This window comes from Candidatus Pelagibacter sp. RS40, from assembly GCF_002101295.1.
Taxonomy (GTDB): domain Bacteria; phylum Pseudomonadota; class Alphaproteobacteria; order Pelagibacterales; family Pelagibacteraceae; genus Pelagibacter.
The window spans coordinates 1,229,568-1,252,965 of the sequence record NZ_CP020778.1; the positions used below are offsets into that span (position 1 = coordinate 1,229,568).

A 23,398-nucleotide genomic window follows, 5' to 3' on the forward strand; every position below is an offset into this window, starting at 1 on the left:
AAATGACTAATAAAAAAGAAATAAATGCTGGGATTTTAATTATTGGAAATGAGGTCTTATCTGGACGTACTAAAGATGTTAATACTAGCACCCTTGCAATATGGTTAAATTCATTAGGCATTAAGGTAAATGAGGTAAGAGTTATTCCTGATGATCAGGAAACAATTATCAATACCGTAAACGAATTAAGAAAAAAATATACCTATGTATTCACAACCGGAGGTATAGGTCCTACACATGATGACATAACATCAGAATCTATATCGAAGCTTTTTAATGTTGAATATAATTTTCACCCAGAAGCTTTTAAAATATTAGAGAGCTATTATAAACCAGGCGAATTCACAGAAGGACGACAGAAAATGGCTAAGATGCCAATAACATCAAAATTAATTTTAAATCCATCAAGTGGTGCACCTGGATTTTATATGGAGAATGTATTTTGTTTACCAGGAGTTCCCTCGATAATGCAATCCATGTTGGGAGGATTAGAAAATGTTTTAATTGGAGGAGATCCAATATTAAGTTCTACTATTAATTTAAGAACAGTCGAAAGTGAAATCGCAAAGTCATTAAGTAAAGTACAAGATAACAATAAAGATGTTGATATTGGAAGTTATCCTTTTTTTAAGGCAGGAAAACTTGGTGTTTCAATTGTACTAAGATGTACAGATCAAAATAAAATTAATCAATGTAATGATCAAATAATAAACTTTGTTAGAGAAAAAAAAATTGAAATTGTCGAGAAAGATTGATGCTTTACTTTGCATACGGAAGTAACCTTAACCACTTTCAAATGAAAAGAAGATGCAAAGATAGTATTTTTCTTAAAAAATATGAGCTCAAAGGTTTTAGATTAAATTTTAGAAGCAAATACAGAGCTGCTGATATAGAGAAAAAAAATAATTATTTAGTACCTGGTGCTTTGTATGAAATATCTAAAAGTGACGAAAAAAAATTAGATCTATATGAGGATTTCCCCATTCTATATAAAAAAATGTATTTTAAATATTACAATAAAAAAGTGATGACTTACATTATGCCAATAAAGTCAGAATTTAGATATCCAACAGAAAGGTATCTAAATGTTATAAAGCGAGGATATAAAGACTGTAAATTAGATAAATCTTATTTAGTTAAAGCTCTCAATCCACAAAAATAAATTATGTCAAAAAAAAAGGAGAATCTATTAAAGGGTTTTTATGATGTTTCTCCCTTACTGTTACCTGTGGTTCCTTTTGGCATAATTTTTGGAGCAATTGGTATAGAATTAGGTTTTGGGCCGTACATAACTTACGCTACATCTATAATAATTTTTAGTGGGGCTAGTCAGATAGTTTTTTTTCAACTTCTATCAAATGGCGCATCCTCGTTAATTGCTATAACATCATCCTCAGTCGTTAGTACTAGACATCTATTATACGGGGCAGTAGTTGCGCAATATTTGTCAAAATTATCTTTAATATGGAAGATATTTTTATCATATCTATTAACCGATCAAGCTTTTGCCGTTTCGCAAGAGTTTTTTAAAAAAAATTCAAATGATGAATATAAACATTATCATTTACTTGGTGCTGGATTAACTCTGTGGATAGTATGGCAATTGACAACAGTTATTGGAATTTTACTTGGTTCTATTGTGCCAGAAGAATTAGGTTTATCATTTACTATACCATTAACTTTTTTAGCTTTACTTATAAATTATTTTAGAAAAATAGATCATCTAATTGTAATTTTTCTTTCAGGACTGTCTTCTATTTTATTTTATGATGCTCCATTAAAATCTTACATTATATTATCTTGTGTAGTCTCATTATTTATCATTTTTTTAATAAACAAATTTCAGAAAAAAATATGACTATTTGGATATCTGTAGTGATAGCAGGAATTATAAATTACTTAACTAGATTAGGATCTGTTTTATTAATTAAACCTGAAAGATTAAGCGAAAGTGCAAAAAAAATATTAGGATATGTGCCATCTGCAGTATTCCCTGCAATAATATTTCCAGCAGTTTTTTTAAATGAAACAAATACAGTTGTGCAAATTAATGATCCAAAAATTATTGGTTTTTTTGTTGCTATTGTAATTGGGTATATAAGTAAAAATATTATTTTAACAATTATAGCTGGACTAATATCTTATTGGATAGTTATATTTTTATTTTAAATATGTATTTATACTCAAAACTTCAAAACAGATCTAAGCCTATTAGAATTGGATTTATAGGATGTGGTAAATTTGTTTCAATGTTTTTAGCTCAGTACAATCAATTAGAAAAAATTCAAATAGATACAATTGTTGATGTAAATATTGAAAAAGCAAAAAAAAATTGTCTTAATAGCGGTCTAAATGAAAAAACAATAAGTAATATAAATTTTACAAATTCATTAGATAATACTCTTGAAAGAGATATTGAAATTTATATTGAGGCAACAGGTAATCCAATTATCGGTACTGTGCATGCAACAAAAATAATTAATAATAAAAAACATATAATTTTAGTAAATGTTGAAGCGGATGTTACATGTGGAAAATTTTTATCAGATTTAGCAAATAAAAATAATGTTGTTTGTTCAATGGCTTATGGTGATCAACCATCTTTAATTATGGAACAAATTGAATGGGCTAGACTTAATGGATTTCAAGTCATTTGTGCTGGCAAAGGGACTAAATATCATCCTACATTTGAATATTCTACACCTGAAACTGTCTGGGATCATTATGGACTAACAAAAGAAAGAGCTGAAAAAGAATCTGGAATGAACCCTAAAATGTTCAACAGTTTTTTGTGTGGAGACAAATCAGCTATTGAAATGTGTGCTGTTAGTAATGCTGCAGACTTGAAATGTCCAAAAGACGGTTTAACATTCCCACCAGTAGGTGTTTATGATATTGCAAAAAAACTTATTCCAAAAGATGAAGGTGGTTTAATTGATCATAGTGGCCAAGTAGAAGTTATTTCTAGTATTGACCTTGATAAAAATGAAATTGAGAATGATTTACGCTGGGGTGTCTACATTGTTATTAAGGCACAAAATGAATACGTTAAAAATTGTTTTAAAGATTATGGAATGGTAACAGACTCATCAGGAAATTATTCAGCCATATGGAGACCATATCATTATATAGGACTTGAATTAGCTCAATCAATTTATTCTATATCTCTAGATTTAAAACCGACTGGATTTACAAAAAATTATAATTCTGATGTTGGAGCAGTTGCAAAAAAAGATTTAAAAGCAGGTGAAAAGCTCGATGGAGAAGGTGGATTTTGTTCACGAGGTAAATTAATTAGTTCTCAAAAATCTAAAGAAGATGGCATCCTTCCACTTGGCTTAACAGATAACGCAATTGTTAAAAGAAATATTAAAAGAGATGAATTAATTAGACTTACTGATGTTGATATTGATTTACCAAAAGAAGTTTTAGAGGCTAGGGAATATCAATACAATTTAATTTAATTTTTTTTCTAAAAGTTCATAAACTTCATCGTTTATAAAATCCCAATTACAAAATTGTTTTTGATTAAAAAGTTTTAATTTATTATAAGGATTAAACTTATTAAACTCCCCCCATCTCCAATCTGGATACAAACATAAAATTCCCCAAGTTTCTATATTTAATGATGATGCCAAATGAAGAAGGGATGTATCACAAGTAATTACAAGATCTAACTTCGATATTAGAGAAGAAAGTTCATCTAACTTATAATTACCACAATCAATAAGGTTTGAAGATTTAAAATATTCTAAATCTCTTTCCCATACTTCGTTTTGTAAGGCATAAAAATTTGCGTTTAAACAAAGAATTTTTCTAAAATTATTGAGTGGTATTGATCTATAAGGCTCATTAGGTCCTAAAAATGAACCTGACCATACTAAACCAATATTTTTCTTTGAAAAATCAATTTTATTTTCTAATTCTATTTTTTTTTTATGATTAAACTCTATAAGACTTTCCTCAAGGTTAATTTCTTCTTTATAAAAGAATTTAATGAGAGAACCTAAAGATATTTTAAAATCAAATGTTTGATTTTTACACTCGTCGTATGTTTTAATATTAATGTTTTTAAGATCTTTAAATAGATTTTTAATATTTTCTTGAACAACAAAAGTTATTTTATTTGAGACTTTTGATAATGGTATCAAATATTTTGAAAATTGAATTGAATCTCCTAAACCCTGCTCATTATAAACTACTATTGATTTATCTTTAATATTTGTTCCATCCCATTCACTCATATCCTTAAAATAATTAGATAATTTAGATTTTCTAAACTCATAATATTTCCATCCTTCGTCAAAATTTCCTTCGTATAAATATCTAAGACCAAGATAGTTGTAAAAATCTGAATTATTTTTAAGTATTTCTCTTGATTGGTTTAATAATTCATTTCCTTTATCGCTCTGACCAGAATTAAAATAAAGTCTTATTAATGTTATTAAAAATTTAGTGATACCTTTATTATTTTCTAATATTTTCTCAGCTTCTTGTAATTGATTTTTAAGAATTAAAAATTCTGCTTTATTATGTAAGAATTCGGTATAATTACTATCTATAGTTTCTGCTTTTTTAAAGAATTCTTCAGCTTTACTTTCATCTCTAAGAGATAAATAGCAAAGTAAAATATTATTAATTAAAATTTTATTATTACTATCTAGTTCTAAAGCTTTAGAAAAATATTTTACCGAAGTTTTTGGTTTACCTTTTCTTAGATATATATTGCCAATATTATTAAAGCCTCTTTTTTTATCACTACCGTCTGTATTAATATATATTTCGTAATATTTAATTGCTTCATCATAATTTTTATTCAATTCATTGGCAGATCCAATTTGAAAAATATTTAATGGGTTTTTGTTATCTAAATAATATAATTTAGTAGAATAATTCAGTAATTCTTTAAATTTTTTACTAATAGTATAAATAACGCAAAGGTTTCTTATTGGATCTTGAAATTTATCATCGATTTCGATTACTTTTAAAAAAAATTTCTCAGCCTCCGCTAAATTTTTTTTCATAAAATGAATAACACCTAAAAAATTATAAATTATTGACTTATCATTTGAATTTTCATTTAATTTGCAAAGCTCTAATGCTTTATCTAAATTTTTGTTTTTAATATTTTCAGCTATGAGCTCTAATTGATTCATATAAATAGAATTTAATATTATTTAACAATAATGTTTATTTATTTGAAAGCCAAATTGTTTCAAAAGGTTTTAGATTAATAGAATTTAAAATTTCAGGTTTGACATTTGAATCAATTAAATTTTTAAATTTGTTGTATTTTTTATTTATTTTAGCATTTTGTAATTTTGAAGTTAGATTAGTTATACATAAAATAGTTTGTTTTTTATCTAAACTAACTCTTTTAATACAAAAAAAATTGTTACCTAGATTAATATTAGCTCTGTAGGCATTAGGGTGAAACGCTTTTTGGTTTTTTCTTATTTTTAGAAGGTATTTTAAAGTTTCAAATATGTAATACTCTTTTGAAGAATTGCTTTTAATTTTTTTTAAAATATTTAATTCGTTCCATTTAAATCTATTAACATCTCTATTATTTCCAGTAATTACATATCTTGCTTCATCGTTTGACTTACCAAATAATGAGTTAAAATATATGGCTGGAACACCCTCAAAGGAAAACATAATTGCATGTGCAGCTATATACCTTTGAAAATTGTATAAACCCTTTTTATCTTTATCTGAGACTTTTAATGCATCAAAAACTGTAATATTTGACTCATAAACTTTCTTTTTATTGTTATTTACTTTTCTATAGGAAAATTTTGATCCATTTTTTTTTAATCTCAATAATAATTTTTTGATTGATTGATTATTAATTATACCTTCAAGCGGTCTCATTCCTATGCCATCGTGAGAAGCAATAAAATTTAAATAAGAATTTCCTTTTTTTGTTTGTGGTAATTTTTTACACCAAGCATTTAGGTACGTACCATTTTCGAATAATAAAGAATATATTAAGAGAGGTGGCAGAGTAAAATTATAAATCCAATTAGACTCATCATTATTTCCAAAATAGCTTAAGTTTTCTTTTTCAGGCAGGTTTGTTTCAGTAACAATAATACTTTTTATACTTAAAGAGTCAGAGACAATCCTTAAGACTTTTACAATTTCGTGTGTTTGTTTTAAATTTATACATTTTGTACCACTTTTTTTCCAAAGATATGCAATTGCATCTAACCTGAAAATTGTTACTCCATTTTTTATTAAATTAAGCATTATTTTAATAAATCTTAATAAAACCTTTGGATTATAAAAATTAAGATCTATTTGATCATCACTAAAGGTTCTCCAAAGATATTCCTTTTTTTTAAATATATTGATTTCCTTCAGTAACTTATGATCTCTTGGTCTTACAACTTTTGAAGCATTGAATTTTGAATTAATTAATAAAAAGTAATCTTTGCCAGGTTTTTTTTCCTTTAAAAAATTTTTAAACCATAAACCTCTAGCTGATGCGTGATTTATAACCATGTCCGCCATAATATGTGCTTTTGAAGAAAAGTTTTTTATATTTAACCAATTACCAAATTTACTATCTATTTTATAATGATCTTTAACTGCAAAACCACTGTCACTGCTAGATGGATAAAATGGAAGGAAATGTATTGTATCAATAAACTTATTTAATTTTTTATTAAAAAATGCCTGAAAGGTTTTTAAATGTTTCTTATTTTTTGAATAAATACTATCGCCATAACAAATCACCATCGTTGTTTTTTCTGAGACAAACCAATTTTTCTTTTTATTATTTCTATTAAAATGATTGATTATTTGTGAGATTTCCTCCGCAATAAGATCAATCTCATTTTTGGGTAAAAAATTGTATATTTGATTTAATTTAAAACTAATTTTTCTTTTGTTTATCTGAGATAACATTAACTATATTTTTTATTATCTTCATTTACTACTTCTTTTAATCTTTTTAAAAAATCTGGAATAGCACTTTTAACTCTACTCCATGTTGGTATGAAAGGTGTATCCATAGGATTTAATATAAAGGCTTCACCTGCTTTCATAATATTTCTTGCAAATAACTCAACTGTCTTTTCCTCAGTATGTGTATCTAATTTTAAACCATTCATTTCAGCATCACTTCTGTATATATCAATTAAATCTAAAGCAGATCTGTAATATGTTGCCTTTAATGATCTAAATTTTTCTCTACTAAATGTATTTCCTTGTGTTGCTAATTTTTTAATAAAAGTTTTTATTATATCAATCGACATTCTTGATAAACCTTTTGTTTCATCATCAATTGATAATATTTGATGTTTATGATCATATTTATCCGCAAGATCAACCTGACAAATATTTTGTGGAGAAAAACTTCTTTGCATCTCTGATAGTATCCCAACTTCAATACCCCAATCAGATGATATTCTTAGTTCAGGTAAAACATTTCTTCTAAATGAAAATTCTCCTGCTAGAGGGTATTTAAATGATTTCATAAATTCTAAATAATCGCTTTTACCAATAGTTTTTTCTAAAGCTGTTAAAAGTGGAAAAACTAATAATCTTGCAACTCGTCCATTCATCTTGTTTTCAGCAATTCTTGGATAATATCCTTTGCAAAATTCAAAATTAAAAGTTGGATTTACTACAGGATAAAAAAGTTTTGCAAGCATTCTTCTATCGTATGTTTTGATATCACAATCATGCAATGCAACAGAACGTGCACTATCTCTTGCTATACACATCCCAAGACAGTACCAAACATTTCTACCTTTACCGAGTTCATTTGGAGCTAAATCTTTTTTCTTTAATTCTTGATCAAGTTTTTTTAAAGCTGGACCATCATTCCAAAGAATAGAGAAGGGCATATTTAATTTTTTAAAAAACTTCCATGCTTTCTTCGCTTGTTTGGAATTTGCTTTATCTAAACCTACAATTATATGATCTAAGTAATTTGTTTTACTAATTTCTTTAACAATTTTAGGTAATGCATTTCCTTCTAATTCAGAATAAAGACATGGAAGAATTAATTCCATTTTTCTTTGTTTTGAAAATGAAAGTAGTTCTTTTTCGATTTCTGAAGTAGTTTTAGTACCAAAATCATGTAAGGTTGAAATTATTCCATTTTGAGAAAAATCACTCATACAAAATTCTAGACATTAAAATCCAATTTAACTAGCGCCATTTTAATCACATCAGCCCAGCCCTCAGGAGATGGCTTGTTAGAAATTATTAAATTATCTATATTTATTTGATCTTCTTTAAATTGATCATTAAACACAAGGCACGGCAGATCACTATTTTTTAGCATGTCTAAATCATTATAATTGTCTCCAACAGCTATCACTTTAATATTACTCTCTATTTTTTTGTAAATTTTTAATACTTTGTTCATAGATTTGACTTTATTAACATTATCACAAAGGTTTATCACACGACCTCCTTCCTGAATGGTTAAAGAGTTTTTTTTCAGTATTTTTGTTAAATCTTTTTTTTCATTTTTACTGCCCTCAAACAAAAAAGGTTCAGTGTATTTACGATTTAAAGCATTTTTTAGTTTTGTTTCACTCAAACCAAAAATATTAATTTGATCTTTTTTATTTAGATTTGTGATAAATTTACATTTACTCTGTAAATTTTCTGATACATTATTTTTAAAAATTTCTACAAGCTTTTCTTTTTCTCTACTTAGAATTATTTTGTTTGGAAAATTTGAATTTAATAAATTGAGATTATTAATAACTGAACCATTTTCTGAAATATAAGCTAAATTTTCCCCTAGATCTTGGTTAAATTCAATTATCTCGCTTTCTGTTTTGCTGGAATTTGGAATTATATGTACTCCTGAATTTATTAGTTTTTTTATGTAATCTTTAATTTGGTCAAATTTAAATGTATCTCTATGAAGGATAGATCCATCAAGATCAGTAAATATAACTATTTTATTTTTTTTTATTGTCATAAATTCATTTTATAAATACAAAAAAATTTACTTATTTATCTTGTTCAATTATATATATTAGCATTAATACTCATGAAAATTACAGATGCCCTCGTGGTGAAATTGGTAGACACAAAGGACTTAAAAAAATTCTCTTTATTTGTTTTTTTTTGAACCTTTTTTTTTTACATACTCAACGACTGTAATAGTATCAGCTTTATTTATAAGGCTTGAATAAAAAAGTAATACAAGCCAACCTATAACCGACCATCCAAAAAAAGTATTCAGCCAAAAAACTGAATTTTTATTCTTAATTTTCCTTACTTCAGCAACCAAAAATGGAATATAATAAATACAAAGTAGAATAGTAAAAACAAGTAATGTTAGTATAGCATCCATGTTTAAATTTTTTATTAATATATTATTATTTAGTTTAATAATTACAATTTCAAAAGCTAAACAAGTTGTCAATTATCCAATTCCAGAAATTACTAATTATCCCCCTGAAGTTAATGGTGGCTTTACAAGTAATTGGGGTATAACCGAAGGACTTGATGGGAAGTTATATTTTGCAAATAATTATGGGGTGTTAGTTTATGATGGAAAAACATGGAGCAATATCATTTTAGACAATAACGATCCTGCAAGATCTATCGCAACAGACAAATTAGGTAATATAATTGTTGGTAGCAGAGGAAATTTTGGTTTCATATCTAATAATGGAAGTGGAGATCCTATTTATAAGTCTTTAAATAAATATTTGGATGATAAAAATTATAAAAATAGAGATATTATTTATGAAACATTTTCTCTAGCTGATGGACAAATATTTTTTAGATCTTTAAATAATCTTTTTTTTTATAAAGACAAAAAGATTAAAGTAATTAAAAAAGTTAATAAGAGGAAATTTGGTGTATCTAGACTTTTAAATGATGAAATATTTATTGCTTTAATTGGAGATAGTATAGCAACTATTAATGATCACAAAATTATAAAAATAAAAAATTCTGAAATTTTTAAAGATAAGACAGTTACTGGATTTCATAAATCCAAAACAAATGAACTAGTCGTTTTTACAAGAAAAAATGGTGTCTATAAGCAAACAGACGATGGTTTCCTAAAAATTAATAATGAAATAATAAATAATATTGGTGTAATTTACAGAACTTTTGGTTTGGTAAATAACAAAATTGGTCTAGCTACTTATGAAGGATTGTTTATTTTGGATAATTCTTTGAAACCAATTGCTCATTATAATTCAAATAGTGGATTGAGAGTAGATAACATCAGATCAATATATCAAGATCAAAATGGAATTATTTGGGCTGGTTTAGATGATGGCATAAGCAAAATAAACGAAAACTCTAAATTTAAATTTTATGATCTAAAATCATCAAATCTTAATAGCCGTGTGAGATCTCTAAATGTTTACCAAGATCATTTATATGTTGGAACAAATGTAGATTTAAAAAAACTTGTTTTAGATAATAACGGTAAATTGAAAGAAAGCTTTATTCAAATTGGAAAAGAAAAATTAAACACTCAAGTTTGGGAAACTTTTATTTCTAATGACAAACTTTTAATAGGCTCTAATGCTGGTTTAGGTGTTATTGATAATTCAGAAAATTATGAATTAGCAATAAATAAAAAGGATATAGGGATAGTTTTTGAAATAATTGAAAGTAAAATATTTAAAGATTACCTATTAGTTAGGTCAAAAAAAGGAATATTCTTAATTAATAAATTTAATTTAAAAGATTATAGAAAAATTTATAAAGGTTCTGGTGTTGGTTACTTAAATGAATTAGAGGAAAGAGATGAAATTTGGTTTAGGGTCAGTAAAAAAGGAATTTTTAGATTTAAGATAGAAAACAACAATATAAATAAAACAAAGTTTGACGAAAAAATATTTACGGAAGGTAAAGTAAAATTATTTTATATAAATAATAATTTAATTATTTACGCAAATAAAAACTATCTAGAATATGATTTTTTAAAAGAAAGATTTAAGCAAAGTGATTTATTTTCAAAAATTATAAATATTAAAAATAAAGAAATTCTTGATTTAAAAAAAACCAATATCAATAGTTATTGGGTAACTTTTACTGAAAGAATTGAAGGAAAAAGAGTTCAAGAATTCTATGAAATTGACTCAGATGGAAAAATATTAAAACTACCATTTGAAAATATATCTCATCATTTAGATACTGAGTTTTTTTTCTTTAATAACCTAACTCTAATGAGCAGCAATGAAGGTATTGTAATAATTAATGATAAGGATTTTAATAATAATCAAACGGGTAGTGCAATTATTTCAAAAATTGTAAACAACGATCAAAAAGTTTTTTTTGGCGCTCCAAATAAAGATTTAGTAAATAACACGTTTAAGATAAAACAAGATTTTAAATTTAATCAAAATAAAATATCATTTACAATTTCATTAACTGATTATTTCTATGAAAATAAGAATAAATATAGATATCAATTAGTTGGATTTGACGAAAAATTCTCTGATTTTACTTACTCACACAATATTACATATACAAACCTTAAACCTGGAAAATATGACTTTAAAATACAAGGTTTAAATTCTAACGGTGTTTTATCTGAAATAAACAATTATTCCTTTTATATTGATTATCCTTGGTGGCAATCAAAAATATTCTACATAGTAGAATTTATAATTTTCTCAATATTATTAATTACAACATTATTTTTAAAACAGACTGGAAAAGCTGCTGCATTAGCTACATCAATATCATTTATGATGATTCTTGCATTTTTTGAATATATTAATTTTGTTTTAGACCCACTAATTTTAGATTTGTCAAATGGTGTTCCTGTATTTAGTATTTTTTCAAAAGTTTTGTTAGGATTAATTCTATTACCTTTAGAACGATTAATTAATTCAATATTAGACAAAATGGCAAAAAAAATTAAAGTTAATTAATAAAGCACCTTTTTTTTGAAATAGGTTAGTCACCGATAATTCTTGAACAAGATAAATGCGTTGTGTTAAAACAAAAGATAGATATAACAATGCAAACTCTAGGAGCCCTCGTGGTGAAATTGGTAGACACAAAGGACTTAAAATCCTTGCCCTTTTGGGAGTGCCAGTTCGAGTCTGGCCGAGGGCACCACTAAGTGATTAAACCTCACATACTTTTTGATAACAACAATCTTTCAATAAAGATTAAGAATTTTGTTAAAAAAAAATTAGGTCATTACACAATAGCAAATTCAGATTTAATAGTAGTCATTGGTGGCGATGGTTTTATGTTGGGATCACTTAAAAGATATTACAAATACAATAAAAAGTTTTACGGTATTAATTCTGGAAATTACGGTTTCTTAATGAATAAATTTTCAACCAAACATACTTTGAATAATTTATCTAAATCATTTAGAGTTGTAACAATTTCTCCATTGGAAATGATTGTTAAAACTAAATCAAATTTAACTAAGAGATCTATTGCAATTAATGAGGTTTCAATTTTAAGACAAAGTAAACAAGCAGCATCATTGTCAATTTCTAGTAATTCAAAAACTATTATTAAAAACCTAGTTTCAGATGGAGTTTTGGTATCTACTCCAGCAGGTAGTACAGCATATAACTTGTCCGTTCATGGACCGATATTAGGAATTGATTCAAAAAAACTTGCTATTAGTCCCATAAGTCCGTTTAGACCAAGAAGATGGAGAGGAAAGATAGTTGGAGATAAATCAAAAATAATTATTAAAAATATTAATCCCTTAAAAAGACCAGTGAGCGCAGTTGCTGATAATGTTGAAGTAAGAAACGCAATTAATATTTCAATAAAAATTAATAAAAAAATTAAATTTAGCCTGTTATATGACTCAAATAGAAGTCTTCAAAAGAAAATTAAAATTGAACAAATTAGAAATGAAACAAATTAAATGAGAAAATTTCTTTTATACATAATTATTAGTAATTTCATTTCCATAAACGCAATTGCTTCAAATATAAAAATTGATCATGAAATAAATACTTCTTTTCAATGTAAATTTGAAAAAATTATAATTAAAAATGCTGAATACAATTATAAGGTTTTTACTTCAGACGAAATTGATAATGAGAATTTAGATAATTTTGAAATTGTCTCAAAAATACCAAAAGATTTAACTATTAATGGGTTATCATCTTTCTTAAGTTATTCTGAAAATTTAGAAGTTAAAATTGTAAATACTGAAGTAGTTTTGTTCAAAGGTTTTGATAAAACCAAAAATTATTCAGAGTCTGGAATAATTAATAGAAAATCAGGAGAGCTTGTGCACGAAATTACCAGAGATATTAATAGCGAAGCATCTGAAAAAGATATTACCTTTTATAATTGTAAAGAAATTAATAAAAACGTTTGAAGATTTTAGTGGTGCCCCCGCACGGATTCGAACCGCGGACCTATTGATTACAAATCGAGAATCAATTTCTAATTTAAAATTATTTCTCAACATTTTTAGAAATCTATTTTAAAATTGACTGCGCTATGATCTCAATGGTAGAATTTGGTTTATGAAAAGATTTTCAATAATCCTAATGCTTGTATGTTTTTCGACAAATGCAGTTGCTGAAGTAATTTATTATAAGTGTGTTTTAAAAATGGGATTGGACAGAGCTGAAACTATGCCTTTTGAAAAAGGTGAAGATTTAGGATTAATGTATTTTAAATTAGACAAAAAAAAATCAAAAATAACAATCCATGAATACATTAATGGATTAAATAAAATTGGAATCAAAAAAATTGACTTCGTTGGAACAAATAATGTTGAAATTATATTTGATAAACCTATCAGTGGTTCAAAATGGGTTAAAACTATTCAACTTAAATCTAGGAATAAATTTAATAAACAAGATGGAACTGGTTTAAGTTTCATTGGCTCCGAATACATAAAACATAAATCTGATATTTATGATTATGATTTTGAAAGTAAATTTTGTGTTGGACCTGTTGATGGAGATAAAGTATTAAAAGGCAAAGAAGCAAAAAAAAAATATAAAGAATGGCTAAAACCTTAATAGCATATCAAATGACCACTTGATTTTACTAAAGAAATGGTGCCCCCGCACGGATTCGAACCGCGGACCTATTGATTACAAATCAATTGCTCTACCAACTGAGCTACAAGGGCATTTGGAGTTTTGTAATATCATTTTTTTTATTATCAAGATATTTTTTTATGTTGATTTATATGATGAAAAACTATGGCTGCACTGTTAGAAATATTTAAACTTTCTACATTTTCATTAATATTAATTTTAACTGAAAAATCTGTATATTTATTTGTATGATGCTTAATTCCAGATCCCTCCGAACCAAATAGTAAAATATTATTTCCTTCCCATTTAACATCCATAAAATCTTTATTGCTTTTCGAGTCAAACCCATAAACCCAAAAATTTTTATCTCTTAGAAATTTGAGAGTTGTATTTATATTTGACACTTCAAATATATTAAGATGCTCAACACAGCCACTAGCAGATTTGTACATTAATTTACTTTCTTTTGGAAAATGTCTTTCCTTAACAATTAATCCATCTATATTAAAAGATGCAGCACTTCTAATTAATGAGCCTATATTTCTTGGATCAGTAACTTCATCTAAACATACAAAAGTTAAATTATTTTTATCTGATATAAATTCTTTTAACTCAATTTTTTCTAAATGTTCTATTTCTGCAACATAGCCTTGATGAAGTATGCCTTCATTTTTAGAATATTTGTCTAATTCTTTCTTGGTTTTAAAATATATTTTGACATCCTTTAATAAATTTTTTTTTGGACTTAATCTGTGAATATTTTTTTTACTCTCTTCAGTTAAAAATACTTTTAAAATCTTCCTTTTTTTATTTTTTAAAGCCTCAAAAACAGCGTGTTTACCTACAATAAAAAAAGATGATTTGTTCATGATAATTATTGATTTTTATAAGCTTTTTTAACTATTTTACCAATATTTCACCTATTGCTTTTGTACAATAAAAATATATAAAACGCGTGTTGTTTAAAGCTTTATTGAACAAGGGGACGCTTCCCCAACGATTTAGGAGGGGTACCAAAGCGGTCAAATGGGGCGGGCTGTAAACCCGTTGACTTCGGTCTTCGAAGGTTCGAATCCTTCCCCCTCCACCATTCAATATAATTTTAAATAACTAGGAGTATACTTGGGTGATGCGGGTGTAGTTCAATGGTAGAACGCTAGCCTTCCAAGCTGGATGTAAGGGTTCGATTCCCTTTACCCGCTCCAAAAATTTAAAAATAAAATGTAAAGGAAAAAGAGGTAAACAAGTAATGTCAAAAGAAAAGTTCGTAAGAAATAAACCGCACTGTAACATCGGTACAATCGGTCATGTCGATCACGGTAAAACTACGTTAACAGCTGCGATCACAAAAGTTTTAGCTGAATCAGGCGGTGCGCAATTTACTGCTTATGATCAAATTGATAAAGCTCCTGAAGAAAAAGAAAGAGGAATTACAATTTCAACAGCTCACGTTGAATATGAAACTGCAAACAGACACTATGCGCACGTAGATTGTCCAGGTCACGCTGACTATGTAAAAAATATGATTACAGGTGCAGCTCAAATGGATGGAGCAATTTTAGTTGTTAATGCTGCAGATGGTCCAATGCCTCAAACTAGGGAGCACATTCTTTTAGCAAGGCAAGTAGGTGTACCTGCTATAGTTGTTTACTTAAACAAAGTTGATCAAGTTGATGACAAAGAAATGATCGATCTTGTTGAAGAGGAAATTAAAGATTTGTTAACATCATATAAATTCCCAGGTGACAAGACACCAATCGTTAAAGGTTCTGCACTTGCAGCCGTTGAAGGTAGAGATGATGAAATTGGAAAAAATTCTATTATGGATTTAATGAAAGCTGTAGATGAATTTATCCCACAACCAGATAGACCAAAAGATAAAGATTTCTTGATGCCTGTTGAGGACGTTTTCTCAATTTCTGGAAGAGGAACTGTAGTAACAGGTAGAGTAGAGTCTGGTATTATTAAGACTGGTGATGAAATTGAAATAGTAGGTATTAGAGAAACAAAGAAAACAGTTTGTACTGGAGTTGAAATGTTTAGAAAACTTTTAGATTCAGGAGAAGCTGGAGATAACATTGGAGCTCTTTTAAGAGGTGTTGAAAGAACTGATGTTGAAAGAGGACAAGTTCTTTGTAAACCAGGATCAATTACTCCACATACAAAATTTGAGGCTCAGGCTTATGTGTTGAAAAAAGAAGAGGGTGGAAGACATACTCCTTTCTTTACAAAATACAGACCTCAGTTTTATTTTAGAACAACAGATGTTACTGGTGAAGTTGAGTTACCTGCTGGAACTGAAATGGTTATGCCTGGTGATGATGCTAAATTTACAGTTAAACTTATTACACCAATTGCGATGAACGAGAAATTAAACTTTGCAATAAGAGAAGGTGGTAGAACAGTAGGAGCTGGAGTAGTAACTAAAATTATAGAGTAAACTCCATAGGAGTGTAGCTCAATTGGTAGAGCGCCGGTCTCCAAAACCGGAGGTTGGGGGTTCGATTCCCTCCGCTCCTGCCAAAAAGGTTACAGTATTATGAAAAACCCTTTAAAATTTATTCAAGATGTAAAGCAAGAGGCTTTTAAAGTCACTTGGCCAACAGGGAAAGAAACATTGCAAGGAGCTCTTATGGTTGTTGCAATGGCTATAATTGCATCTTTATTCTTTTTATTATTGGATCAAGTTTTGAAGTTCTTTTTAGAATTAATTCTTAAGGTAAGTTTATAATGAAAAATTGGTATATAGTTCAATCTCATTCTAGTTTTGAAAACAAAGTTGCTGGTTTAATTAAAGAGGAGGCTGAAAAAGCAAAAGTTTCCGATAAAATTGAGGAAATTATTGTGCCAACCCATGACATTACTGAAGTTAAAAGAGGGAAAAGAATTCAAAGAAAAAAGAAGTATTTTCCTGGCTATGTGCTCATAAAAAGTGAAATGGATAATGAACTTTATCATATGATTAAAGGCATTAAGAGAGTGAGTGGATTTTTAGGTTCAAAAGGAATGCCAATTCCAGTTTCAGATAAAGAAATTGAGAAAATTTTAGGTCAAATAAAAGATGGTGTAGCACAACCAAAATCTGCTATAGAGTACAGCGTTGGTGAAAAAGTTCAGGTGATCGATGGGCCTTTTGCATCCTTTAGTGGTCTTGTAGAAGATATTGATGAAGAGAAGCTAAGACTTAAAGTTTCGGTTTCAATTTTTGGTCGTCCAACACCTGTTGATTTAGAATTTAACCAAGTAGAGAAAGCAAGTTAATGGCAAAAAAAGAAATTAGTGGATACATAAAGTTACAAATTAATGGTGGACAAGCAAATCCTGCACCACCTGTTGGTCCTGCTTTGGGTCAAAGAGGAATTAATATCATGGAATTCTGTAAAGCATTTAATGAGAAAACAAAATCTTTTGCAGGTAAACCAGTGCCAGTAATAATTACAGTATATAAAGATAAAAAATTTGACTTTGTTTTAAAGTCACCACCAGCTTCACATTTTATCAAAGAAGCAGTAAAACTTAAAAGCGGTTCAAAAGAACCTGGGAGAAATATAGTTGCTTCAATTTCAAAGAAACAACTTGAAGAAATTGCTAAAAAGAAAATGGAAGACTTGAATGCACATGACTTAGAAGAAGCATCAAAAATTATTGCAGGATCTGCAAGATCAATGGGAATAGAGGTAAAAGAATAATGCCATCAAAAAGATTTAAAAAATTACCAGAGAATACTAACACTCTACCTTCTGAGAGTTTTGAGAAATTAGTATCATTAGTTAAACAGAATTGTACAACTAAATTTGACGAGTCAATTGATTTAAGTTTTCAAATTAATAACAAACAAAAAAAAAGCGAAATTAATATAAGAACTGCTGTTAATCTACCCGGTGGAACTGGAAAAACCGTAAAAGTTGCAGTTGTGTGTGAGGATAATAAATCTCAGGAAGCAAAAGACGCCGGTGCAGATATTGTTGGAGGAGATGAGTTTGTAGAAAAAATAAAAGGTGGTGAATTAAATTTTGAAAAATTAATCTGTACGCCTGGTATGATGATAAAACTATCGAAATTAGGTAAAGTTTTAGGTCCAAAAGGTTTAATGCCAAATCCTAAACTTGGTTCAGTAACAAATGATTTAGCAAAAGCTGTTTCTGATGCAAAGTCTGGACAAGTGGAGATTAGAAACGATAAAGATGGAAATATTGGTGTCAGCATAGGAAAAAAATCTTTTGATGATGAAAAATTAGTTAAAAATTATAATGCAATCATTGATGCATTAGAGAAAGAAAAAGCAAACAATACTCTTAAAGGTGATTTGGTTAAACAAGCTTTTGTAACATCATCTATGGGAATTTCTTATAAAGTAAAATTAGGTAAGAGCATTTAATTATGATGAATAAAGAGCAAAAGAAGCAGTACATTAGTGATATGTCAACTCAGTTTGATAAATCGGAGGCTGTAATAGTTACTCATTATCAAGGCTTAACAGTTTCTCAGTTAGATGAATTAAGAAAACAAATGAGAGAACATGGTATTAAATTTAAAATAACTAATAATAGAATTACAAAATTAGCTTTAGAAAAAACTAGATGTAAAGATTTGTCAGATTTATTCAGTGGCCCAACAGCTGTAGCAATGTCTGAGGATGCAATTACATCTGCAAAAATACTAACAAAATTTTCTAAAGAGAATCAGAATTTAAAAATTTTAGGTGGTATAATGGGTTCTGACGTTTTAGATGTTGCAGGAGTTCAAAATGTTGCGACATTACCATCTCTAGATGAAGCAAGAGCAAAAATAGTAGGTATTTTAAGGTCTCCAGCACAAAAAATTGCAAGTATTTTACTTGCGCCGGCGTCAAAAATCGCTATTTTAGCGCTCGAAAAATCAAAAAAATAACCAGGGACATTAGACTAATATGGCTGACTTAAATAAAATTATAGAAGATTTATCAAGTTTGACTGTTGTAGAAGCAGCTGAACTTTCAAAACAACTTGAAGAAAAATGGGGTGTAACAGCAGCAGCAGCAGTTGCAGCAGCACCAGCGGCAGCAGCAGGTGCGGCGCCAGCAGAGGAAAAAGACGATTTTACAATTATGCTTACAGCAGCAGGTGATAAAAAAATAAATGTAATTAAAGAAGTTAGAGCTATCACTGCTCTAGGATTAAAAGAAGCTAAAGATTTAGTCGAAGGAGCACCTAAAGAAGTTAAATCGGGTGTTAACAAAAAAGAGGCTGAGGAAATCAAGCAAAAACTTGAAGCAGCTGGCGCAAAAGTAGAACTTAAGTAATTTAAACAGGATTTTTTGCTGATTTAAATTTTTTAAATCAGTAGGTGTGATGCAGTTATCTTTTACAAAAAAGAAAAACATAAGGAAAAGTTTCGGTAAACTTAAAGAGAGTTTATCTATTCCAAATTTAATTGAGGTTCAAAAAAACTCTTATAAAGAATTAACAGAATTCAAACAAGATGTTGAACAACATTTAATTAAAGGGTTTGATAGAGTTTTTAAAAGCATTTTTCCAATTGAGGATTTAAACGATAAAGCAACATTAGAATATGTTTCATACAAATTAGAAAAACCAAAATTTGATGTTGAGGAATGTATAACAAGAGGCTTAACTTATTCTGCAGCTCTTAAATGTACATTAAGGTTAGTTGTTTATGAAATAGATCAGGAAAATAATACTAAAGATATTTTATCAGCAAAAGAACAAGAAGTTTATATGGGCGAGGTTCCAATGATGACTAACAGTGGAACTTTTATAACTAATGGGGTTCAAAGAGTTGTTGTAAATCAAATGCATAGAAGCCCAGGCGTATTTTTTGATCATGATAAAGGTAAATCTCATGCAAGTGGAAAACTGTTATTTAATTGCAGAGTAATACCTAACAGAGGTTCTTGGCTAGACTTTGAATATGATGTTAAAGACTTTCTTTATTTTAGAATTGATAGAAAGAAGAAAATTTTAGTATCAACTTTACTTCAGGCACTTGGATTTTCAAAGAACGATATAGTCAACGAATTTTATGAAAGAGATATTTACAATTTTGATGAAAAACTAAATAAATGGAAAACTAAATTTGATCCTGAAAATTACAAATCCAAAAATTTTTCAGAGGAAGTAATAGATGCCAAAAATAATAAAGTTGTTGTCAAACAAGGTGAAAAAATTAATTTTTTAACTGCAAAAAAACTTTCAAACGATGGACTAAAAGAAATATTTGTATCTAGCGAGTCTTTATTTGGAAAGTTTCTTCATAAAGATATCAAAATAGGTGAAGATGTATTTAAAATAGGTACGGAGTTAAATGATACTATTGTTCAAAAAATAATTGAAGCAAACATCAAATCTGTCGAAATTTCTAAAACAAATTCTATTACTAAAGGACCATATTTATTATTGACTTTATTAAATGATAAAAATGAAACTAAAAATGATGCTATCACTGAAATTTATAAGGTTTTAAGACCAGGTGAGCCACCAACTATTGAGATTGCTACTCAGATTTTCAATAACCTATTTTTTAGTTCTGACAGGTATGATTTATCAGATGTTGGTAGGGTAAAAATGAATTCAAGATTAAATCTTAATTGTTCAGATAAAATAACAATTCTTAGAAACGATGACATACTTGCAATTGTTCAAAAAATGTTAGATTTGAGAGATGGAAAGGACGAAATTGACGATATCGATCATCTTGGCAACAGAAGAGTAAGGTCAGTTGGTGAATTAGTTGAAAACCAAGCTCGTATAGGTGTCTATAGAATGGAAAGAGCGATTAAAGAAAAAATGACCACTTTAGATGTTGAGTCTGCAATGCCCCAGGATCTTATAAATGCAAAGCCTTTAACGATTTCTTTAAAAGATTTTTTTGCAACTTCTCAGCTTTCTCAATTTATGGACCAAACAAATCCGTTGTCAGAAATTACTCATAAAAGAAGAGTTTCTGCTTTAGGACCAGGTGGTCTTACAAGAGAAAGAGCGGGATTTGAGGTTCGTGACGTTCATCCAACACATTATGGGAGGATCTGCCCAATTGAAACACCTGAGGGACCAAACATTGGTTTAATTAATAGTCTTTCTACTTATTCAAAAATAAATAAATATGGTTTTATAGAAAGTCCATACAAGAAAGTAGAAAATGGAGTTGTTCAAGATAAAATTGAATACCTGTCTGCAATGGAAGAGACGAAATTTACAATTGCTCAAGCCAATTCTGTTATTGATAAAAACGGTAAATTTAAAGAAGACCTTGTATCTTGTAGAGAAAATCTAAACTTTATTTTATCAAAACCAGAAAATATTGATTACATAGATGTATCGCCAAAACAGTTAGTCTCAGTTGCTGCATCTTTAATTCCATTTTTAGAAAATGATGATGCCAACAGAGCATTAATGGGATCAAACATGATGAGACAGGCTGTGCCTTTATTAAAACCTGAAGCGCCTCTAGTTGGAACTGGTATTGAAAGTGATGTAGCTTTAGACTCTGGTGTTACAATTGTTGCAAGAAGAGATGGAGTTGTTGATAAAATTGATGGAAAAAGAATTGTAATTAAAGCGTCCAATGAAAAAGATTATTCTCAATCAGGTGTTGATATCTATAATTTACAAAAATTTAAAAGATCAAACCAAAATACTTGTATTAATCAAAAGCCGTTAGTTAGAGTCGGTGACAAAGTTAAATCAGGAGATATTATAGCAGATGGACCATCAACTAAAATTGGTGAACTGGCTCTAGGTAAAAATGTTACCGTAGCATTTATGCCATGGCAAGGTTACAATTTTGAAGACTCAATTCTTATTTCTGAGAGATGTGTAACTGATGATGTATTTACCTCAATACATATAGAAGAGTATGAAGTGATGGCTCGTGATACAAAATTAGGTGAAGAAGACATCACAAGAGATATACCGAATGTAAATGAAGAAGCTTTGAAAAATTTAGACGAATCCGGAATTGTTTATATAGGAGCAGAAGTAAAACCAGGAGATATACTAGTTGGAAAAGTAACGCCAAAAGGAGACTCAGCTTCAGGACCTGAAGAAAAGTTATTAAGATCAATATTTGGAGAAAAAGCAATCGATGTTACTGATACATCTTTAAAAATGCCAAGTGGAAGCGGTGGTATTGTTGTAGATGTAAGAGTTTTTAATAGGCATGGTATAGAAAAAGATGAAAGGTCAATTACAATAGAAAGAGCTGAGATAGAAAGCGTTCAAGAAGACAAAAAAGTTGAGGAAGAAATTTTAGAGAGAAGTATTAAACAAAGAGCAGCAACATTTTTAGCGGGCTCTTCATTAGATAAAAGAATAAAAGATCTAGATGCTGGAACTAAATTAGATGATGATAAAATCAATAGTTTATTAATTTCTGATTTATTTAAAATAACTACAAATGATACAAAAAATTCAGACTTATTATTACAGCTTAAAGATCAATATAATAGTGCAAAAAAAGATATTCAGGATCGTTTTGAAGATAAAGTATTAAAAATCAGACAAGGTGATGATTTATTACCAAGCGTCATGAAAATGGTAAAAGTCTTTGTAGCTATCAAAAGAAGACTTAGACCAGGTGATAAAATGTCAGGAAGACATGGCAATAAAGGAGTAGTTAGTAAAATTGTTCCAGTAGAGGATATGCCATATAGAGAAAATGGAAAACCAGTTGATATAGTTTTAAATCCATTAGGAGTACCTAGTAGAATGAATGTAGGTCAAATCTTAGAAACTCATTTAGGATGGTCTTGCACTGAACTTGGTGAAAAATTAAAAAATTTAGTCAACGAAAATCAGAAAAAGATAGAAAAAAATGAAAAAATGAAAACATTTTTGAAATCTGTTTATGGTGATGATGTTTATGAAGAAAACATTGATAAATTATCAAATACAGAATTTAAAGATCTATGTGATAACATTCAAAATGGTGTTCCTATAGCGACACCAGTTTTTGATGGCGCTAAAGAGCAAGATGTAACAAACATGCTAGATCTAGCAGAACTCCCAAACTCTGGACAAACACATTTATGGGATGGAAGAACAGGTGAAAAATTTGATAGACCAGTAACTGTTGGAACAATTTATATGCTCAAGTTACATCACCTTGTTGAAGATAAAATTCATGCAAGATCAACAGGACCATACAGTTTAGTTACTCAACAACCACTTGGCGGAAAAGCACAATTAGGTGGACAGAGATTTGGTGAAATGGAAGTTTGGGCATTAGAAGCATATGGTGCCTCATATACTTTACAAGAAATACTGACAGTAAAATCAGATGATGTTGCTGGTAGAGTAAAAGTTTATGAAACGATAGTTAAAGGTGAAGAAAACTTTGAGTCTGGAATACCAGAATCATTTAACGTTTTAGTAAAAGAAATAAAGTCTTTAGCACTAAATGTGGAGTTAAATTAA

Annotated in this window: 23 protein-coding genes and 5 tRNA genes; 21 read left to right on the top strand and 7 right to left on the bottom strand. The window is 28.5% G+C overall.

Annotated elements, in window-relative coordinates:
• Nucleotides 1-2 precede the first annotated feature (2 nt).
• From B8063_RS06245 to B8063_RS06265, 5 genes are read left to right on the top strand one after another with little or no spacing between them, the layout of a single operon-like run.
• Complete coding sequence (locus B8063_RS06245) at nucleotides 3-755, top strand: competence/damage-inducible protein A (RefSeq protein WP_085070532.1); 753 nt, start codon at nucleotides 3-5, stop codon at nucleotides 753-755.
• Nucleotides 755-1,162 carry a gamma-glutamylcyclotransferase family protein gene (locus B8063_RS06250; RefSeq protein ID WP_085070534.1) on the top strand — a complete coding sequence of 136 codons (408 nt, stop codon included), beginning with the start codon at nucleotides 755-757 and terminating at the stop codon, nucleotides 1,160-1,162. The genes B8063_RS06245 and B8063_RS06250 overlap by 1 nt, the downstream gene beginning before the upstream one ends.
• A gap of 3 nt (nucleotides 1,163-1,165) precedes the next feature.
• Nucleotides 1,166-1,858 carry an AzlC family ABC transporter permease gene (locus B8063_RS06255; protein ID WP_085070536.1) on the top strand — a complete coding sequence of 231 codons (693 nt, stop codon included), beginning with the start codon at nucleotides 1,166-1,168 and terminating at the stop codon, nucleotides 1,856-1,858.
• A complete protein-coding gene (locus B8063_RS06260; protein WP_085070538.1) occupies nucleotides 1,855-2,169 on the top strand; it encodes an AzlD domain-containing protein in 315 nt (104 codons plus the stop codon). The genes B8063_RS06255 and B8063_RS06260 overlap by 4 nt, the downstream gene beginning before the upstream one ends.
• 2 nt (nucleotides 2,170-2,171) lie before the next feature.
• The gene (locus B8063_RS06265; protein WP_085070909.1) at nucleotides 2,172-3,464 is read left to right on the top strand and encodes an NAD(P)H-dependent oxidoreductase; all 1,293 of its coding nucleotides are present in this window, start codon (nucleotides 2,172-2,174) and stop codon (nucleotides 3,462-3,464) included.
• Here the strand turns inward: B8063_RS06265 and B8063_RS06270 are convergent.
• The 5 genes from B8063_RS06270 to B8063_RS06290 form a co-directional block, all read right to left on the bottom strand.
• On the bottom strand, nucleotides 3,456-5,156 hold the full coding sequence (locus B8063_RS06270) for a glycosyltransferase family 9 protein (protein WP_085070540.1): 1,701 nt from the start codon (nucleotides 5,154-5,156) through the stop codon (nucleotides 3,456-3,458). The genes B8063_RS06265 and B8063_RS06270 overlap by 9 nt on opposite strands.
• 34 nt (nucleotides 5,157-5,190) lie before the next feature.
• Nucleotides 5,191-6,912 carry an alpha-amylase family glycosyl hydrolase gene (locus tag B8063_RS06275; RefSeq protein WP_085070542.1) on the bottom strand — a complete coding sequence of 574 codons (1,722 nt, stop codon included), beginning with the start codon at nucleotides 6,910-6,912 and terminating at the stop codon, nucleotides 5,191-5,193.
• On the bottom strand, nucleotides 6,912-8,132 hold the full coding sequence (locus B8063_RS06280) for a glycosyl transferase (RefSeq protein ID WP_085070544.1): 1,221 nt from the start codon (nucleotides 8,130-8,132) through the stop codon (nucleotides 6,912-6,914). Before B8063_RS06280 ends, B8063_RS06275 begins: the two co-directional genes overlap by 1 nt.
• 8 nt (nucleotides 8,133-8,140) lie before the next feature.
• Nucleotides 8,141-8,950, bottom strand: coding sequence for an HAD-IIB family hydrolase (locus B8063_RS06285; RefSeq protein WP_085070546.1), 810 nt, complete (start codon nucleotides 8,948-8,950; stop codon nucleotides 8,141-8,143).
• Nucleotides 8,951-9,085: 135 nt separating this feature from the next.
• Nucleotides 9,086-9,328 (bottom strand): superinfection immunity protein, encoded by a 243-nt coding sequence (locus tag B8063_RS06290; RefSeq protein WP_157101724.1) that lies wholly within the window; start codon nucleotides 9,326-9,328, stop codon nucleotides 9,086-9,088.
• Between B8063_RS06290 and B8063_RS06295 the strand changes: the two genes are divergently transcribed.
• The 5 genes from B8063_RS06295 (at nucleotide 9,327) to B8063_RS06315 (ending at nucleotide 13,964) form a co-directional block, all read left to right on the top strand.
• On the top strand, nucleotides 9,327-11,879 hold the full coding sequence (locus tag B8063_RS06295; RefSeq protein WP_085070550.1) for a triple tyrosine motif-containing protein: 2,553 nt from the start codon (nucleotides 9,327-9,329) through the stop codon (nucleotides 11,877-11,879). The two genes, B8063_RS06290 and B8063_RS06295, sit on opposite strands and share 2 nt — an antisense overlap.
• Before the next feature lie 104 nt (nucleotides 11,880-11,983).
• Nucleotides 11,984-12,069 (top strand) — tRNA-Leu (locus B8063_RS06300).
• 4 nt (nucleotides 12,070-12,073) lie between these two features.
• The gene (locus B8063_RS06305) at nucleotides 12,074-12,847 is read left to right on the top strand and encodes an NAD kinase (protein WP_085070552.1); all 774 of its coding nucleotides are present in this window, start codon (nucleotides 12,074-12,076) and stop codon (nucleotides 12,845-12,847) included.
• Nucleotides 12,848-13,309, top strand: a complete 462-nt coding sequence (locus B8063_RS06310) for a hypothetical protein (protein ID WP_085070554.1) — start codon at nucleotides 12,848-12,850, stop codon at nucleotides 13,307-13,309.
• A gap of 151 nt (nucleotides 13,310-13,460) precedes the next feature.
• Nucleotides 13,461-13,964, top strand: a complete 504-nt coding sequence (locus tag B8063_RS06315; protein ID WP_157101725.1) for a hypothetical protein — start codon at nucleotides 13,461-13,463, stop codon at nucleotides 13,962-13,964.
• 37 nt (nucleotides 13,965-14,001) lie between these two features.
• Here the strand turns inward: B8063_RS06315 and B8063_RS06320 are convergent.
• Nucleotides 14,002-14,077 (bottom strand) — tRNA-Thr (locus tag B8063_RS06320).
• A 33-nt stretch (nucleotides 14,078-14,110) separates the two neighbouring features.
• On the bottom strand, nucleotides 14,111-14,854 hold the full coding sequence (rlmB, locus tag B8063_RS06325) for a 23S rRNA (guanosine(2251)-2'-O)-methyltransferase RlmB (protein WP_085070558.1): 744 nt from the start codon (nucleotides 14,852-14,854) through the stop codon (nucleotides 14,111-14,113).
• A gap of 135 nt (nucleotides 14,855-14,989) precedes the next feature.
• Here rlmB and B8063_RS06330 point away from each other — a divergent pair.
• The 11 genes from B8063_RS06330 to rpoB all read left to right on the top strand — a co-directional run bounded on the left by B8063_RS06330 (nucleotide 14,990) and on the right by rpoB (nucleotide 23,398).
• Nucleotides 14,990-15,075 (top strand) — tRNA-Tyr (locus B8063_RS06330).
• 41 nt (nucleotides 15,076-15,116) lie between these two features.
• Nucleotides 15,117-15,190 (top strand) — tRNA-Gly (locus tag B8063_RS06335).
• A gap of 44 nt (nucleotides 15,191-15,234) precedes the next feature.
• On the top strand, nucleotides 15,235-16,425 hold the full coding sequence (gene tuf, locus B8063_RS06340; protein ID WP_085070560.1) for an elongation factor Tu: 1,191 nt from the start codon (nucleotides 15,235-15,237) through the stop codon (nucleotides 16,423-16,425).
• 7 nt (nucleotides 16,426-16,432) lie between these two features.
• A tRNA-Trp gene (locus B8063_RS06345) sits at nucleotides 16,433-16,508 on the top strand.
• A gap of 16 nt (nucleotides 16,509-16,524) precedes the next feature.
• Entirely contained in the window at nucleotides 16,525-16,716 is a 192-nt protein-coding gene (gene secE, locus B8063_RS06350; protein ID WP_075521867.1) for a preprotein translocase subunit SecE, read from the top strand.
• Nucleotides 16,716-17,246: a transcription termination/antitermination protein NusG gene (nusG, locus tag B8063_RS06355; protein WP_085070563.1), complete on the top strand. Its 531-nt coding sequence runs from the start codon at nucleotides 16,716-16,718 to the stop codon at nucleotides 17,244-17,246. The genes secE and nusG overlap by 1 nt, the downstream gene beginning before the upstream one ends.
• Nucleotides 17,246-17,674 carry a 50S ribosomal protein L11 gene (gene rplK, locus B8063_RS06360; protein WP_085070569.1) on the top strand — a complete coding sequence of 143 codons (429 nt, stop codon included), beginning with the start codon at nucleotides 17,246-17,248 and terminating at the stop codon, nucleotides 17,672-17,674. Before nusG ends, rplK begins: the two co-directional genes overlap by 1 nt.
• Entirely contained in the window at nucleotides 17,674-18,363 is a 690-nt protein-coding gene (rplA, locus tag B8063_RS06365) for a 50S ribosomal protein L1 (RefSeq protein ID WP_085070571.1), read from the top strand. The genes rplK and rplA overlap by 1 nt, the downstream gene beginning before the upstream one ends.
• 5 nt (nucleotides 18,364-18,368) lie before the next feature.
• Nucleotides 18,369-18,875 (top strand): 50S ribosomal protein L10, encoded by a 507-nt coding sequence (rplJ, locus tag B8063_RS06370; protein WP_085070911.1) that lies wholly within the window; start codon nucleotides 18,369-18,371, stop codon nucleotides 18,873-18,875.
• Between the two features lie 19 nt (nucleotides 18,876-18,894).
• A complete protein-coding gene (gene rplL / locus B8063_RS06375) occupies nucleotides 18,895-19,266 on the top strand; it encodes a 50S ribosomal protein L7/L12 (protein ID WP_075521572.1) in 372 nt (123 codons plus the stop codon).
• 49 nt (nucleotides 19,267-19,315) lie between these two features.
• Nucleotides 19,316-23,398, top strand: a complete 4,083-nt coding sequence (gene rpoB / locus B8063_RS06380) for a DNA-directed RNA polymerase subunit beta (protein WP_085070573.1) — start codon at nucleotides 19,316-19,318, stop codon at nucleotides 23,396-23,398.

Excerpts from the sequence above, each read along its gene's own strand:
- B8063_RS06280 (WP_085070544.1), bottom strand. The coding sequence starts at position 8,132 with ATGAGTGATTTTTCTCAAAATGGAATAATTTCAACCTTACATGATTTT.
- B8063_RS06250 (WP_085070534.1), top strand. The coding sequence starts at position 755 with ATGCTTTACTTTGCATACGGAAGTAACCTTAACCACTTTCAAATGAAA.
- tuf (WP_085070560.1), top strand. The coding sequence starts at position 15,235 with ATGTCAAAAGAAAAGTTCGTAAGAAATAAACCGCACTGTAACATCGGT.
- rplL (WP_075521572.1), top strand. The coding sequence starts at position 18,895 with ATGGCTGACTTAAATAAAATTATAGAAGATTTATCAAGTTTGACTGTT.
- nusG (WP_085070563.1), top strand. The coding sequence starts at position 16,716 with ATGAAAAATTGGTATATAGTTCAATCTCATTCTAGTTTTGAAAACAAA.
- B8063_RS06310 (WP_085070554.1), top strand. The coding sequence starts at position 12,848 with ATGAGAAAATTTCTTTTATACATAATTATTAGTAATTTCATTTCCATA.
- B8063_RS06245 (WP_085070532.1), top strand. The coding sequence starts at position 3 with ATGACTAATAAAAAAGAAATAAATGCTGGGATTTTAATTATTGGAAAT.
- B8063_RS06295 (WP_085070550.1), top strand. The coding sequence starts at position 9,327 with ATGTTTAAATTTTTTATTAATATATTATTATTTAGTTTAATAATTACA.
- B8063_RS06275 (WP_085070542.1), bottom strand. The coding sequence starts at position 6,912 with ATGTTATCTCAGATAAACAAAAGAAAAATTAGTTTTAAATTAAATCAA.
- B8063_RS06315 (WP_157101725.1), top strand. The coding sequence starts at position 13,461 with ATGAAAAGATTTTCAATAATCCTAATGCTTGTATGTTTTTCGACAAAT.
- rplJ (WP_085070911.1), top strand. The coding sequence starts at position 18,369 with ATGAATAAAGAGCAAAAGAAGCAGTACATTAGTGATATGTCAACTCAG.
- rlmB (WP_085070558.1), bottom strand. The coding sequence starts at position 14,854 with ATGAACAAATCATCTTTTTTTATTGTAGGTAAACACGCTGTTTTTGAG.
- rplK (WP_085070569.1), top strand. The coding sequence starts at position 17,246 with ATGGCAAAAAAAGAAATTAGTGGATACATAAAGTTACAAATTAATGGT.
- B8063_RS06290 (WP_157101724.1), bottom strand. The coding sequence starts at position 9,328 with ATGGATGCTATACTAACATTACTTGTTTTTACTATTCTACTTTGTATT.
- B8063_RS06285 (WP_085070546.1), bottom strand. The coding sequence starts at position 8,950 with ATGACAATAAAAAAAAATAAAATAGTTATATTTACTGATCTTGATGGA.
- secE (WP_075521867.1), top strand. The coding sequence starts at position 16,525 with ATGAAAAACCCTTTAAAATTTATTCAAGATGTAAAGCAAGAGGCTTTT.
- B8063_RS06260 (WP_085070538.1), top strand. The coding sequence starts at position 1,855 with ATGACTATTTGGATATCTGTAGTGATAGCAGGAATTATAAATTACTTA.
- B8063_RS06255 (WP_085070536.1), top strand. The coding sequence starts at position 1,166 with ATGTCAAAAAAAAAGGAGAATCTATTAAAGGGTTTTTATGATGTTTCT.
- rpoB (WP_085070573.1), top strand. The coding sequence starts at position 19,316 with ATGCAGTTATCTTTTACAAAAAAGAAAAACATAAGGAAAAGTTTCGGT.
- B8063_RS06265 (WP_085070909.1), top strand. The coding sequence starts at position 2,172 with ATGTATTTATACTCAAAACTTCAAAACAGATCTAAGCCTATTAGAATT.
- B8063_RS06270 (WP_085070540.1), bottom strand. The coding sequence starts at position 5,156 with ATGAATCAATTAGAGCTCATAGCTGAAAATATTAAAAACAAAAATTTA.
- rplA (WP_085070571.1), top strand. The coding sequence starts at position 17,674 with ATGCCATCAAAAAGATTTAAAAAATTACCAGAGAATACTAACACTCTA.